The organism is Algoriphagus halophilus (assembly GCF_041729275.1).
GTDB classification, from domain to species: domain Bacteria; phylum Bacteroidota; class Bacteroidia; order Cytophagales; family Cyclobacteriaceae; genus Algoriphagus; species Algoriphagus halophilus_A.
This window is the reverse complement of the sequence record NZ_CP146486.1, coordinates 353,886-367,819: the sequence shown is the minus strand read 5'-3', so window position 1 is coordinate 367,819 and position 13,934 is coordinate 353,886. Positions and strand designations below refer to the sequence as shown.

The 13,934-nt window shown below is 38.6% G+C and carries 6 protein-coding genes and 8 pseudogenes; 2 read left to right on the top strand and 12 right to left on the bottom strand.

Annotated elements, in window-relative coordinates:
- Positions 1-68: 68 nt before the first annotated feature.
- The 9 genes and pseudogenes from argH to V8V91_RS01935 all read right to left on the bottom strand — a co-directional run bounded on the left by argH (position 69) and on the right by V8V91_RS01935 (position 9,986).
- Positions 69-1,402, bottom strand: a pseudogene (gene argH, locus V8V91_RS01975) (argininosuccinate lyase).
- A gap of 9 nt (positions 1,403-1,411) precedes the next feature.
- Positions 1,412-2,491: pseudogene (locus V8V91_RS01970) on the bottom strand (M20 family metallo-hydrolase).
- A gap of 15 nt (positions 2,492-2,506) precedes the next feature.
- Positions 2,507-3,306: pseudogene (gene argB, locus V8V91_RS01965) on the bottom strand (acetylglutamate kinase).
- 32 nt (positions 3,307-3,338) lie between these two features.
- The gene (locus V8V91_RS01960; protein WP_373398526.1) at positions 3,339-4,301 is read right to left on the bottom strand and encodes an acetylornithine carbamoyltransferase; all 963 of its coding nucleotides are present in this window, start codon (positions 4,299-4,301) and stop codon (positions 3,339-3,341) included.
- Positions 4,302-5,448, bottom strand: a pseudogene (locus tag V8V91_RS01955) (aspartate aminotransferase family protein).
- 47 nt (positions 5,449-5,495) lie between these two features.
- Positions 5,496-6,462: pseudogene (gene argC, locus V8V91_RS01950) on the bottom strand (N-acetyl-gamma-glutamyl-phosphate reductase).
- Positions 6,455-7,647 (bottom strand): annotated as a pseudogene (locus tag V8V91_RS01945) (argininosuccinate synthase). The pseudogenes argC and V8V91_RS01945 overlap by 8 nt, the downstream one beginning before the upstream one ends.
- A 35-nt stretch (positions 7,648-7,682) precedes the next feature.
- Positions 7,683-8,362 (bottom strand): annotated as a pseudogene (locus tag V8V91_RS01940) (GNAT family N-acetyltransferase).
- A 371-nt stretch (positions 8,363-8,733) separates the two neighbouring features.
- Positions 8,734-9,986, bottom strand: a pseudogene (locus V8V91_RS01935) (aminotransferase class V-fold PLP-dependent enzyme).
- A gap of 229 nt (positions 9,987-10,215) precedes the next feature.
- Between V8V91_RS01935 and V8V91_RS01930 the strand changes: the two are divergent.
- Positions 10,216-10,923 (top strand): DsbA family protein, encoded by a 708-nt coding sequence (locus V8V91_RS01930; protein ID WP_373398525.1) that lies wholly within the window; start codon positions 10,216-10,218, stop codon positions 10,921-10,923.
- Between the two features lie 12 nt (positions 10,924-10,935).
- Here V8V91_RS01930 and V8V91_RS01925 read toward each other — a convergent pair whose 3' ends face one another.
- The 3 genes from V8V91_RS01925 to V8V91_RS01915 are packed head-to-tail and all read right to left on the bottom strand — an operon-like array spanning position 10,936 to position 12,611.
- Entirely contained in the window at positions 10,936-11,496 is a 561-nt protein-coding gene (locus V8V91_RS01925) for an SMP-30/gluconolactonase/LRE family protein (RefSeq protein WP_373398524.1), read from the bottom strand.
- A 20-nt stretch (positions 11,497-11,516) separates the two neighbouring features.
- Entirely contained in the window at positions 11,517-11,849 is a 333-nt protein-coding gene (locus V8V91_RS01920) for an SMP-30/gluconolactonase/LRE family protein (RefSeq protein ID WP_373398523.1), read from the bottom strand.
- A gap of 12 nt (positions 11,850-11,861) precedes the next feature.
- A complete protein-coding gene (locus tag V8V91_RS01915; RefSeq protein WP_373398522.1) occupies positions 11,862-12,611 on the bottom strand; it encodes a hypothetical protein in 750 nt (249 codons plus the stop codon).
- A 192-nt stretch (positions 12,612-12,803) separates the two neighbouring features.
- Between V8V91_RS01915 and V8V91_RS01910 the strand changes: the two genes are divergently transcribed.
- The gene (locus tag V8V91_RS01910; protein WP_373398521.1) at positions 12,804-13,886 is read left to right on the top strand and encodes an oxygenase MpaB family protein; all 1,083 of its coding nucleotides are present in this window, start codon (positions 12,804-12,806) and stop codon (positions 13,884-13,886) included.
- The last annotated feature ends 48 nt before the right edge of the window (positions 13,887-13,934 follow it).

The following is a 13,934-nucleotide window of genomic DNA, read 5'->3' as shown; positions in this document are numbered from 1 at the left end:
CGTAAAACCTACTCTAAAGTATTAATATTATACAATATTATTTCGCTTTTTCGAATTAATAAAGAAGATTAACTCAGTAAATCCTGAAATGATTGATCTATTTTATTAAAGTTAAAGCCTTCAACAGCCCTATTCATTTTTGCTTGAATCTCGTTCAAACAAAGGTTTCCAATACTGCCTTCATGGGTATGGGAAATTTTACTCTGATCCGGTGAAAAATTATCTGATTCAATATCCAGGCCTACTTGTTTATAAGCATCTCTGAATGGAACTCCTTTCAAAACCAACTCATTCACTACTTCCACTGAAAAAACATGCTTATAAAATGGATCTTGAAGAATTTCTTTTTGATTTTAATTGACTTCAACATAAACGTGCACATTTCCAAACAATCTTTCATCGTTTCAATTGCAGGAAAAATTTCTTCTTTCAACAATTGCAAATCCCGATGATAACCTGTAGTCGTATTCGTCAATAATAGGTTGATTGCATTGGGAACAGCTTGAATCTGATTGGTTTTGGCCCGCATCAACTCAAATACATCCGGGTTTTTCTTATGAGGCATGATACTACTTCCCGTAGTCAATTCATCCGGAAATGAAATAAACCCAAAATGCTGATTCATAAACAAACAGATATCACTTGCCAATTTATTCAAGGTACCTGCCAATCCTGCAAGACCAAAAGCAATGGTTCTTTCCGTTTTTCCCCTGCTGTTTTGTGCATTGATTACATTATGATGGAGATCGGCAAATCCTAATAATGAAGTGGTATAAGTTCGATCGAGAGGGAAGCTTGATCCGTAACCAGCAGCGGAACCCAAAGGATTCTTATTCGCTAAATCAAAGGAAGCCTGAAGCAATCCCATGTCTTCGGTAATGCTTTCAGCAAATGATCCAAACCATAAACCAAAAGAAGATGGCATGGCTAATTGCGTATGGGTATACCCTGGCATTAAATCTTCTTTATGTTTTTCAGAAAGCTGAAGCAATAAATCAAAAAGAGAGGTGGCTTCTTCCACTAAACTTCGAATTGCAGCTCGGTAATATAACTTCAAATCCACCAATACTTGGTCATTCCTACTTCTTCCACTGTGTAGTTTTTTTCCTACTTCACCATAGCGCTCCGTAAGAAGGAATTCTACTTGAGAATGAACATCCTCTACTCCGGGAGCGATGGTAAATTGACCTTTCTCAATTTCAAAATAGATTTCTTTCAATCCTTTTTGAAGGATTTCATTATCCTCTTTAGTCAATAGGCCCACTTTAGTTAACATATGGGCATGTGCCATGGACCCCAACACATCAAAAGGAGCCAAAATAATGTCAAATTCAGGATCTCTTCCAATGGTAAAGTTTTCCACTTCTTTTTTATTTCCTGCTTCTTTCTGCCAAAGTTTCATAATGTATTATTAGAGGGCGCTCTTAATTGATTTTGAGTAGGATTCCAGTATTGCGATGTATTTGGAAATCCCTTTTTGAATTTCGTTCAAATAAATAAATTCATCTGCTGTATGTGATCTAGCAGAATCGCCAGGGCCAATTTTTACAGATGGATAGGGAATCAAGGCTTGATCCGAAAGGGTAGGGCTACCATAGGTTTTGATCCCCATACCTTTTACGATGTCCCATATCTGGTGACCATCCGGTACATGAGAGGATTGAAGCCTCAACGATCTAGGTTTTAATTCACAATTCAAATTGGAAGCCAATTCCTCCAAAGCTTCCTCCAGGGTATAGGCGTCAGTTACCCGAACATCCAAAGTGAATTCACAAAGGTCTGGTACCACATTATGATGTTTTCCTGCCTGGATTACCGTAGCCGATACTTTTGTTTTGCCCAGGAAAGGAGAAACTTTTTGAATTGAAAATCCCGGATTTTTATCAAATCATCCAAAGCCAAATACAGGGCGTTCACACCTTCTTCCCGTGCTGCATGGCCTGCCTTCCCATGGGAACTTGCATCAATTACCATCAATCCTTTTTCAGCGACTGCCATATCCAATAGGGTAGGTTCACCCACAATAGCCAGCTCACAACCCGGCAACTTATTGATGATTGATGCAATTCCATTAGGACCAGAAATCTCCTCTTCAGCTGAAGCTATAATGATCAGATTAAAGGGCAAATCCTGGCCATAAAAATAACAAAAAGCAGCAATCAGGCTGACTAAAGGGCCTCCAGCATCATTACTTCCTAAGCCAAACAGTTTACCATCCTTTTCAACCGGAGTAAAGGGATCAATGTATATCCAGCATTGGGTTTTACCGTATCATGATGGCTATTCAACCAAATCGTTGGAAGATCAGGATTATATGCATTGGCAAATGCCCAAAGATTGTTTCCTGATTTTTCAAAAGGAATAGACTTTTTGAAAAAAAACGACCTAGAATTGCTGCCGTATCATTTTCCTCCTTTGAAAAAGATGGTGTGGAGATCAGTTCTTTTAATAACTGAACCGCATCTTCAAACAATAATTTTAATTCTTTCACGATGTGGTATTTCGATCAATACAAATCGTATCGATGGCGTTCGATGGTAGTTCCAGAAAGTTTCCCTTTGTAGCCAATAACAGGTTTTCGGCTTTTCCAATCCAAACATGATTGACCCCTTTCATTAAAGCTTCAAATGCATTATCCAATTTTGGAATCATTCCGGAATGGATCACATTTTCTTTTTTCAGTTCCTGATAGATGTCCTCATTGATGAGAGGTATGATTGAATTTTCATTTTTCTCATCTATTAAAACACCGCTTTTATTGAAGCAGAAATACAAATTCACTTGATGCTCGGCCGCTAATGAGGTAGCTAGGGCAGAGGCAATGCTATCCGCATTCGTATTCAAAAGCTGACCTTTTTTATCATGGGTAATTGCGTTAACCACAGGTAGAAGACCTCCTTGTAATAAATGATCAATGAGCTTTGTGTTCACCTCTTTGATATCTCCCACAAATCCATAATCAATTTCTTTAACAGGCCTTTTGATGGATCGAATCAAATTACCATCCGCGCCAGTCATTCCAATCGCATTGACTTTTAAGGCCTGAAGCTTGGCTACAATTTGTTTATTAATCAATCCCGCATAGACCATCGTAACTACGTCTAAGGTGTCTTTATCGGTGATTCTTCTACCATCTACCATCTCGGGCATTACTCCAAGGGATTCTCCAAATCGGGATGCCATTACGCCACCCCCGTGCACCAATATTTTATGCCCAGGGAATTTTTAAAAAAGGGCCAGAAATTCATCTAATTTTTCAGGAAAGTCGATGACATTACCACCGATTTTAATAATACTGATTTTCATAGGTCGAGGCTTTTATAAAAGGGCAATTAGGCTTATATCAAATGGCTGATCACAGATTGAGCAGCATAAATTCTATTTTCAGCTTGTTTTTGGACAAGAGATCTAGGTCCGTCCAAAATTTCATCTGACAATTCAACATTTCTCCTTACTGGAAGACAATGCATTACTTTGGCGTTTGGCGCATTCTTAAGATGCTTTTCTGTTAACATCCAAGAATGGTCTGTTGTTATTATCTTGCCATAATCATTAAAGCCCGACCAGTTTTTAACATACACAAAATCAGCATCTTCCAATGCTTTACTTTGATTATATTCTATCGTGGCACCACCTGTAAACTTCTCATCCAACTCATAACCTTGTGGATGGGTGATAGTCAAATCATGCTCCATACCCAAGGTCCATTCCGCAAAACTATTCGCCACAGCATGGGGAATCGCTTTGATATGCGGAGCCCAGGTAAGGACGACTTTTGGTTTCTTGATTTCTTTGGAATGCTCTTGAATGGTAATCTGATCTGCCAGGCTTTGTAATGGATGGCGAATGGCAGATTCCAAGCTGATCACTGGAACCCCAGAATACTTAACAAATTGGCTAAAAACGAAATCACTCATATCTTCCTCTTTATTCGTCAGGGAAGGGAAAGCTCTGATAGCCAAAATATCAAAGTAAGTACCCAGTACTCCTGCAGCATCCTTGATGTGCTCTACTGTTCCTTTATTCATGACCGCTCCCTCTTTCATTTCCAATGCCCATCCTTCCTTATCCATATTCAATACAATGGGTTCCACTCCTAAATTAGAAGCAGCCAGTTGGGTAGACACTCTGGTACGAAGGGAAGGATTAAGGAAAATACATCCAATCCTTTTTCCCATTCCTTTATGGATATGTATCCTTGGGTCGGCTTTATATAGGAGTGCTTGGTCAATTAATTGCTGACCAATTTCCTTTGATTCAAATTTTCTAAATTGTTGAATGAGGGGTGAACTAGAGTCCATTTACTTAAGAATAGGGGATTGTGCGAGAACTTCCTTTAATGCTGTTATAAACGAATTTAGCTGATTCCATTGATATTTAAAGGAGGAAGTAATCTAATGGTATTTTTTGTGGCTGCACTTCCTGTGAACATGTGATACTTTTTGACCAATTCAGATCTTACAGAGGCTGCTTCTCTATCTAAGTCAATACCGATCATCAGACCATGACCACGAACTTCAACTATTCCAGGTATTTCCTGAAGGGCTTCTTTGAGCTGCACACCTAAATCAGCAGATTTCTGGATCAAGTCTTCCTGCTCCAACACTTCGACCACTCCCAATCCGGCAGCACAGGCCAAGTGATTGCCACCGAAGGTTGTTCCCAATAATCCATAACTGGCCTTAAATTCAGGGGAAATCAGAATTCCTCCTATCGGAAAACCATTTCCCATGCCTTTGGCCATACTGATGATATCTGGCTTGATGTCTTTAACCCATTGATGGGCAAAGAACTTCCCTGTTCTACCAAAACCAGATTGCACCTCATCCAAAATCAGTTTGACACCAAAATCCTTCGCAATATGGGCTAATCCAGTCAAAAACTCTGGGGAAGGAACTTGGATACCTCCCACGCCTTGGATCCCCTCAATGATTATCCCTGCGATATTGCCTTCTTTGACCCTTAATTCCACCGCTTGCAAATCTCCCCAAGGAAGAATCTGAAAATCATCTCTCGCATTGCAAGGCGCAATGATTTTAGGATTGTCTGTTAGTGCAACTGCTCCGGATGTTCTACCATGGAACCCCCTGAAAATGCGATAAATCCTGACTTTCCAGTTTCAAAAGAGGCCAATTTAATGGCATTTTCATTTGCTTCAGCACCGGAGTTACATAGAAATAAGCTGTATTCAGGATACCCGGAAATGTTCCCTAGTTTTTCAGCGTATTCTTTTTGAATTGGGATTTGAACAGAATTGGAATAAAAGGCAATTTTGTTCAATTGATCTTCTATTCTTTTTACAAAATGGGGATGGGTATGACCGATGGAAATTACCGCGTGACCTCCATACAAGTCTAAATATTCTTGACCTTGATCATCCCAAAGCTTTGCGCCTTGAGCCTTGACCGGAGTGACCGGGATCAAAGGGTATACATCAAATAAATTCATGTTGAACAGTTGTAAAGAAATAAATGAGTAGGAACAAATTCCATTTTCTAAAAAGCGATACTTTTCAGGTTTAAACCTGTTTTTTCATCTAATTCAAAAGCCAAGTTGAAATTTTGTACTGCTTGACCAGAAGCCCCTTCAACAAGTTGTCAATAGCAGAATAAATCACTAATTGACCCGCCTCTTTTTGAACATAGATGATGCACTTATTGGTATTTACTGCTTGTTTCATATCCATATCCTGATCAGAAACATGCGTAAACGCAGCATCTTTATAAAAATCCCGGTACACTTTTCTAGCTTCTTCTTCCGTTCCCTCAAAAGGTAAATAGGTAGTTACCCAAATCCCTCTCGGGAAATTCCCACGGTAAGGAACAAAAAGCAATTCTGCGTCAAAACCAGGATTCAGTTGATTGAATGTCTGTCTGATTTCTTTTAAATGCTGGTGAGTAAATAATTTGTACACCGACATATTGGAAGATCTATAGCTGAAGTGAGAAGTCTCTGCCAATTTTTTCCCGGCACCAGTACTACCTGTGACACCAGTTATATGAACCGTATCAGTAGCCCAGCCTGCAGCAACCGCTGGAGCCAAAGCCAATTGGATACCTGTGGCAAAACAACCTGGATTTGCGATTCTTCTAGCCTCTTTGATTTTAACTGTATTTACTTCTGGAAGACCGTAAATAAAGCCATGGGACTCATCTCTAAAATCAGTAGATAAATCAATGATTACCGTCTCTTCAGGAAAAGGATTCTCCTCTAAGAATGATTTGGTCTGACCATGGGGAAGACCTAGAAATACAGCTTGAATTCCATTGGTATCCACTTCATCCGTAAATACCAAGTCACAATCCCCGATTAAATCAGGATGAACTTCCGTGACTTTTTCCCTTTTTGGCTATTACTGTGCACATACATCAATTCGCATGCTGGATGATTTACTAGGATCCGCAATAATTCTCCTCCGGTATATCCCGCAGCGCCTATGATGGCTGTTTTTATCTTATTCATATTCTCCGTTTACCTTGTGGAAGATGGCAGTTTGATTCCCTAATATTCTGGTAAATCCTTTTACATCATCAGCAGTATATCCTTTATTCATTTCCCCATAGCTTCCAAATTTATTGGACATCAAATCATGGTCGGAAATAATTCCCAATAGGGTAAATCGGTAGGGTTGTAGAAGTACTCTAACTGTGCCTGAAACATATTCCTGTGTGCTTTGTAGGAATGCCTCCAAATTTCTCATCACAGGATCCAGGTAATGACCTTCATGAAGGTGATTCCCATAAAATTCAGCCTGTTGGTTTTTCCAGAACATTTGCCACTTGGTAAGCGTGTGCTTCTCTAACAATTGGTGTCCTTTGATAATGACCAAAGGGGCAGCTGCTTCAAATCCTACTCTTCCTTTTATTCCGATAATGGTATCACCTACGTGGATATCTCTACCGATTCCGTAAGGAGCCGCTAATGCCTGAACCTCAAGAATGGCATCTGTAGCATGCTCGTAAGTCTTGTTATTGACACCAACTAACTCACCTTTTTCAAAGGTTAAAGTAATTTCTTTGGCCTCCGTTTCGGTTACTTGTGTTGGCCAAGCAGATTCAGGCAAATAATCTGAAGAGGTCAAGGTTTCTTTACCTCCCACAGAAGTGCCCCAAATCCCTTTATTGATGGAATACGCTGCTTTTTCAAAGTTCATGGAAACTCCATGCTTTTTCAGATAATCAATCTCTTCCTGTCTACTTAATTTCAGGTCACGGATAGGCGTAATGATTTCTATATCCGGAACAATGGTCTGGAAGATCATATCAAATCGAACCTGATCATTTCCAGCGCCAGTGGATCCATGTGCCACAGACTTAGCACCGATTGATTTGGCATATTCTGCAAGGGATTTTGCCTGAAGGATTCTTTCAGCTGATACAGATAGGGGTAGGTTTGATTTTTTAAGACATTCCCAAAAATTAAATACTTAATGACTTCTTGGTAATAAGTTTCTACCACATCCAACACCTTAAAAGAAGCAATACCCAGACTTCCAGCCCTTTCTTCAATCGTTTTCAATTCATCAGTTGAAAATCCGCCTGTATTAACTAATACGGCATGAACTTCATACCCTAACTCTTTGGAAAGGTGAAGGGCACAAAAGGTGGTGTCTAATCCACCACTGTAGGCTAAAACAATTTTTTTCATCAGTTTTTAATTAGGCAATTGGTCTGGTAATTTTATTAAAAGATGCTGAACACAGAAGCTTTGGACTTATTGATTTTCAACATCACATATTTTTTAATCTAACCCATCGGTCAAACAATTTGATCTCTTTCTTGAAATCCTTTCTTAAAGCGAGTTCTTCTACATGGTTCTTTTTCGCTTCAGGATCATACAACATGGCGGTACAAAGGCAATTTTGACGATTTTTACTCATCAAAATCTCATAATTGACACAACTTTGACATCCTTTCCAAAATTCATTGTCATCTGTCAAATCGGCATAGGAAACTGGAATATAGCCCAAACCTGAGTTGATTTTCATCACTGCTGCACCCGTAGTCAATCCGAAAATCTTGGAGTCAGGATATTTCTTTCTACTCAATTTGAAAATTTCTTGCTTGATCATTCTAGCAAGTCCGTATTTTCTAAATTCCGGAGCTACAATCAGACCTGAATTGGCAACATATTTTCCATGCCCCCAAGCTTCTATATAGCAGAATCCAGCCCAGGTTCCATCTTGGGTTAACGCAATGACTGCCTTCCCCTCATCCATCTTGGTTTCGATGTATACGGGGCTTCTTTTAGCGATACCTGTACCACGTGCTTTCGCAGAATTTTCCATCTCATCAGTAATGATGGTTGCGTATTTTTTGTGGTATGGCTCAGCCATAATGATTTTAAATGATATGTTTTCCATGTTTGAATGCATGAAGGAAATCCCGAAAAACTTCGGAGAAATTGATAGAACAGAAAGAATTAGGCGAGAATGTTCTCCACGTAGGAAAACGATGTATAATAAAAGGGTTAAACCCTAAAAAAGAACCTATACCTCCTCAAAGGAGTGAAAAATAACATAACAGGCTTCACTATTGCTACAGGAAGTGCATGGATGAAAGCTGGTGTTATGTGTGAAAGGGTGTTCATTCGATTCGGGGAGCAAATTTGGACTCTTTGAAAACTAATTGCAAGTAATTCTTTATTTTTTTAAGGTTCACTGCAAAAGTTTTGCCATAACACTCATATCCACCTATAATTCCTGCTTGGGAGTTTTAACCAAATAAAATTCTGTTATGCATTTCCTGACATTTCTTTAATTGCTCTCACAAACTGATCCATGTCATTTTCAGATGTGTACACATTGGGGGATATTCTACATCCACGCACACCTGAACCATTAATGCCAACTGTATAAATCTTATACTTTTCCATCAACATCTTAGCCATCTCTGCAGGTTCCACTGCATCTATGCCCACATTCGCGATCCCACAAGACCTTTGGGGTTCCTTTGGAGTATTGACATTGACCCCTGGCAAATCCCTGACCTGATCCGACCAATATTTTTGAATGTACCTTAAGCGTTCTTCTTTTCGCTTACTACCCATCTTATTGTGAAAATCAATTGCATCAAGAACCGCCAAATCGGTAGAGACGGCATGTGTACCTGTATGATTTAAATTCAAGAGGGTCTTTTGATCTAATTCGTAAGGTGCAAGCAAAGGTCTTATTTGTTGGCTTTTCCCTTTTTTAACATAAAGCATCCCACAACCTAGTGGTACACTTAGCCATTTATGTAGACTTGAGCCATAATAATCACAATTCAATTCTGAAATATTAAAATCAAAATGACCTACTGCATGCGCTCCATCCAGCATAATTTCAACTCCATGACTATGTGCCATATCCGCAATTTTTCGAACAGGAAGAATATGTCCTGTGATATTCACGATATGAGGCACCATCATTAATTTCGTTTTTGGAGTAATGGCTTTTTCGTAAACGTCTACTATTTCTTCATCATTCTCAGGATGCATGGGAATGTCGATACGCTTTACTTTGATTCCGTATCTTCTTTCGGCCAGTTCAAACATATTCAGCAAACTGCCATAATCCTGATTGGAAACGATGGCTTCGTCTCCTTTTTCCAGGGATATCCAGAAATAATCAAATCAATTGATTCTGTGGTATTTCTAGTCAAAACCACTTCTTCAGGATCAGCCCCGATTAATTCCGCAACTTTGGCAGCAGACTTTGCTTTATTATCCCATTGAACAGTTCTCATATAGCTAGAGGCATGGTAATTCACATCCCTCAGATGTTGAATATACCTTTCCAGTGTTTCCTCTGGTAAGAAACAATAATATCCATTTTCTAAATTGATATAGTCTGGCTTCAACTTATAGCCAGCACGAATCTGATCCCAAATATCAGGCGCCTCAAAATTTAGCTCATAAATGCTTTTAGCTTTCGCTTTTGAGTTAAAAATGGAACTTGAACTAAAACCTAATAGGGCTAGGGATTTAATAAAGGATCTTTTATTCATCGGGGCAAAGTCTTAAAGTATGTAAGATACTATCCAAACGATTAAAAGGAAAATTGCCATCCACATGATCCAAGGGGAGGATTTTTGGGAAATTCAAATTGACAGATCTTACAAACTTTCGCATTTACATCTACTTCCATTGCACAGGAAGGGCATTCTTTGGTTTTCAATATGCTCAGTGAACTCTTTTGATTAAAATTCTATTTGAACATAAGTAACTTAAAATCTTATGAAAATTGAAATTTGGTCTGATGTAGTTTGTCCATTTTGCTACATCGGAAAAAGAAAACTGGAAAAAGCTCTAGCTAAATTTCCTTATAAAAACCAGGTGGAGATCGAATGGAAGAGTTTCCAATTGAATCCAGATCAAGTGACAGATCCTTCTTTAAATTCTTTGGAATACCTTTCCAAATCTAAAGGTTGGTCAATGCCACAAACCCTTCAGATTACTTCACAAGTGGTAGAAATGGCTAAATCAGAGGGACTGGAATTCAACATGGAACAAACAGTGGTGGCCAATACAAAAAATGCCCATCGACTCATTCACTTTGCGGAAGCTGCTGGAAAAGGGGCTGATATGAAGGAGCGGTTATTGACCGCTTATTTTACACAAGGAGAAAATGTGGATGATTTCGAAACCTTACAGAAATTAGGTACGGAAGTGGGATTGGATGCCGGAGAAATCAAGGCAATGCTAGAGTCCGAAAAGTTTCATGAAGAAGTAGAAAAAGATATTTATGAGTCCAGACTTATAGGGGTTCAAGGAGTTCCTTTCTTTGTTTTGGATAGAAAGTTTGGTATATCTGGAGCTCAAGCAGATCAGGTATTTGATCAAACTTTAGAAAAAGCTTGGGCCGATTTTATAAAAGAAAACCCTGAACTACAATTTGTTCAGGGCTCAGATGAAAATACTTGTGAACTAGATGGGGATTGTTAATCCCCATTCTTTTTACCAAACTCCTCTAGTTTTCATTTGAAGTGTATAAACCGCATCCATGGCGGTAATAAATAACGTCTTTCTATCCAAGGCACCAAATACTACATTGGCTGTCCATTTGGCTGGAACAGGAATATGAGCAATTTGATCTCCATTCCTGTTGAATACTGTTACTCCATCGCCGGTCAAATACAAATTCCCTTTAAAATCTATAGTCATCCCATCAGAGCCTTTTTCACAGAAGAGGGTTTTATTTGTAAGGTATCCATCTTCCCGGATTTCATATTTGTAGGTTTTGTTGGCTCCGATATCGGATACAAATAAATATTTGCCGTCAGGTGTCCCTACGATTCCATTGGGTTTAACCAAATCATCAGTCACTTGGAAAAACTCTGACCGGTCTTCGGAAACAAAATATACATGCTGGCCATCTTGTTCCATTTCTGGACTTCGATTTCCTTCCCAATATTCTCTAGGATAAAGTGGGTCAGTAAAGAACAATCCACCTTTTGGACGAACCCAAAGGTCGTTTGGTCCATTTAATTTATTTCCTTTAAACCCTGATAAAATCACCTCTTCATTTCCATCTTGATCTATTGACCAAAGTTCATTTTTTCATCAGCACAGGTAATCAATGTATTGTTCAGTAAGAAATACATTCCATTTGACCGACCTGCATTTTCCTTGAATAGGGTGATTTCATTGCTACCGGCAGACCATTTATAAATCTTATTATTGGGTTGATCAGTGAAAAAGATATCTCCCATTCGGTTTACGGCAGGGCCTTCTGTAAAGGTAAAACCATCCTTCACTTTTACTAATTCAGCATTTCTTGCTACTACACCACCTCTATCCTCAATTTGGGCCATTAAAGTATTGGAGGCTAAAAGCGCGGCTAAAATGAGCGTGTGTTTGATTGGATTCATAAAGTTTAGTTATTATTTTCTTTCCATGGCTACAACTAAAAGATCTAAATCTTCGCTGTATGCCATTCTTGATATGTTTTGGTGGGTATCAGATTGGATGGTTCCCATCAGTTCCCAGTTATTATCCGTGTATTTTCTTTTATAAATGTTATTTCCTTTTGCCATCAATAAATACTTTTTATCCAGCCAAATGAAATCCTGAGAGCCTTCCAATCCGAAACCATATTCGGCCCTTTCCCCGGTCTCAATATCATAACTTTTTAAAAGGTAAGCTTGTTGATCCGCAACATTACGAAAATCAGCAGTAGATAAATAAGTTATTTCACTGGTTTTTGGACGTTTTTTAATTGATCGAGCCACATTTGAATCAATTTCTATCAAATCATTTCTCCCTCTGGCATAAACCAAGGTATTAGGATCTCCCAAAACAAACATCGCTGCTTTATTATCATACCAGTCGTAATAACCCACCGGTTCAATGTCGTCATACAAAAGCTCTGCAGGTTCAAAATTAATTGGATATAACCATATCCGTTGTTTTTTATCCGGTTCTGATACTACCGCAGAAATATACATTCCACAATCTGTAATGGTGGGTGAGTTTTCATTCCTATCGGAAGTACGGCTCATATTGGTAAACTTCTTGGAATTGAAGTTGTATACAATAATATCAAAATTATCATTTTCATCTGCCGCTGAAAAAACCATCTGGTATTCGTTGATAAAGCTGGGCTGATTATCATATTCAGGCCTATCAGTCAAGGCATAAGCCGTTTCAGGATGTATTTTGAGGTTACCGGATTTCCCTGATGTTTCAACTACCCAAAGGTCAAATCCCCTTGAGCTAGAACAATTCCGGAAAAACTGGAAAGACTAACTAGTAATAGGGTATATAGAATTTTCATTTTTTTCTAAAATTGATCAACCAAAGTACAAAATGAATGTTAGAAAGCTGTGAGTAAACTAAAATTGTACCATCCTCAACAGTTCGATGAACTGAGAAAACAAGAAGATCCACTGGCTTACCAAGCTGTGATGGATCTAATCAATTTTCCTGGGTTAAGTTCGGAAATCAACCGATGGGAAGAAATTCCTTCTAAGACCCCTGCTCATTTCCCTGCCTCACTTCATTCATTTTTCGAAGATTATAATAATCCCGCTACTATTCAAGAAAGAAAATCCTTGAGTCAAGGGCAAGCGTTTTTTAATAGGCGAGGTGATCGTTATCTAGCCATGTTGGGATTTTATTCTTTGCCTTATTGTTATGCTTTTGCCAATGGAGCAGAGGTACTTGTTAGATCTAAGAGAATTTTAGAGGAATCGGGTAAACGATTAGGAGAAACTGCCAAATTTCTTTTGGATGTATTTAAACCCGGTGCTTTTATTGATTCAAATCAGGCCTTTTTGACCTGCGCTAAAATTCGCTTAATCCATGCCTACAGTAGATATTTCATTCATCATTATGCCCATGATTGGAAGCCTGAATTTGGTCAACCTATTAATCAAGAGGACTTGATTGGTACCAATCTCGCTTTTAGTTTATTGGTCGTGAGAGGAATGAGAAAAATTGGAGCTTCTGTCACCAAAGAAGAAAGTGAGCATCTATTAGCCTATTGGAAATATTTGGGGAAATTACTGGGTATACAGACTGAGTTCTGGCCAGAGACCACCAAAGAAGCATTTGTTTTAGAGCAATTGATTAGAAAAAGACATTTAAGAAATTCCGCGGCAGGTGAGAAGTTGATCCAATCTTTATTGAGTTATTTTGAACAAAACCAAAAAGAAACCTTACTTAAGGGAAAATCAGAAGCGTTAGTTTCATTTTTGGTCGGAAAAGAGGCGTCTCAAGCATTAGGTATAAAATCTGAACCCATTTTTATCAAAGAAGTAGTCGGCTCAATTTTTAAATTATTAGGCTGGAAAAATTATGCAGGTAACCAATCTCATGCTAGATTCATGAAAGAATTCGAATTGAGCTATACCAATCAATTCGGAGAGGCAGTACAGATTCATTTACCTGAACGAAAGCGTTCATAATCGTACATAAATTTGTACGTTTACCACTCATAAATTTTTTGTAACCTT

What these genes read in the sequence shown, in the direction of transcription:
- V8V91_RS01960 (WP_373398526.1), bottom strand. Translation starts at nt 4,301, where the DNA reads ATGGACTCTAGTTCACCCCTCATTCAACAATTTAGAAAATTTGAATCA.
- V8V91_RS01930 (WP_373398525.1), top strand. Translation starts at nt 10,216, where the DNA reads ATGAAAATTGAAATTTGGTCTGATGTAGTTTGTCCATTTTGCTACATC.
- V8V91_RS01920 (WP_373398523.1), bottom strand. Translation starts at nt 11,849, where the DNA reads ATGAATCCAATCAAACACACGCTCATTTTAGCCGCGCTTTTAGCCTCC.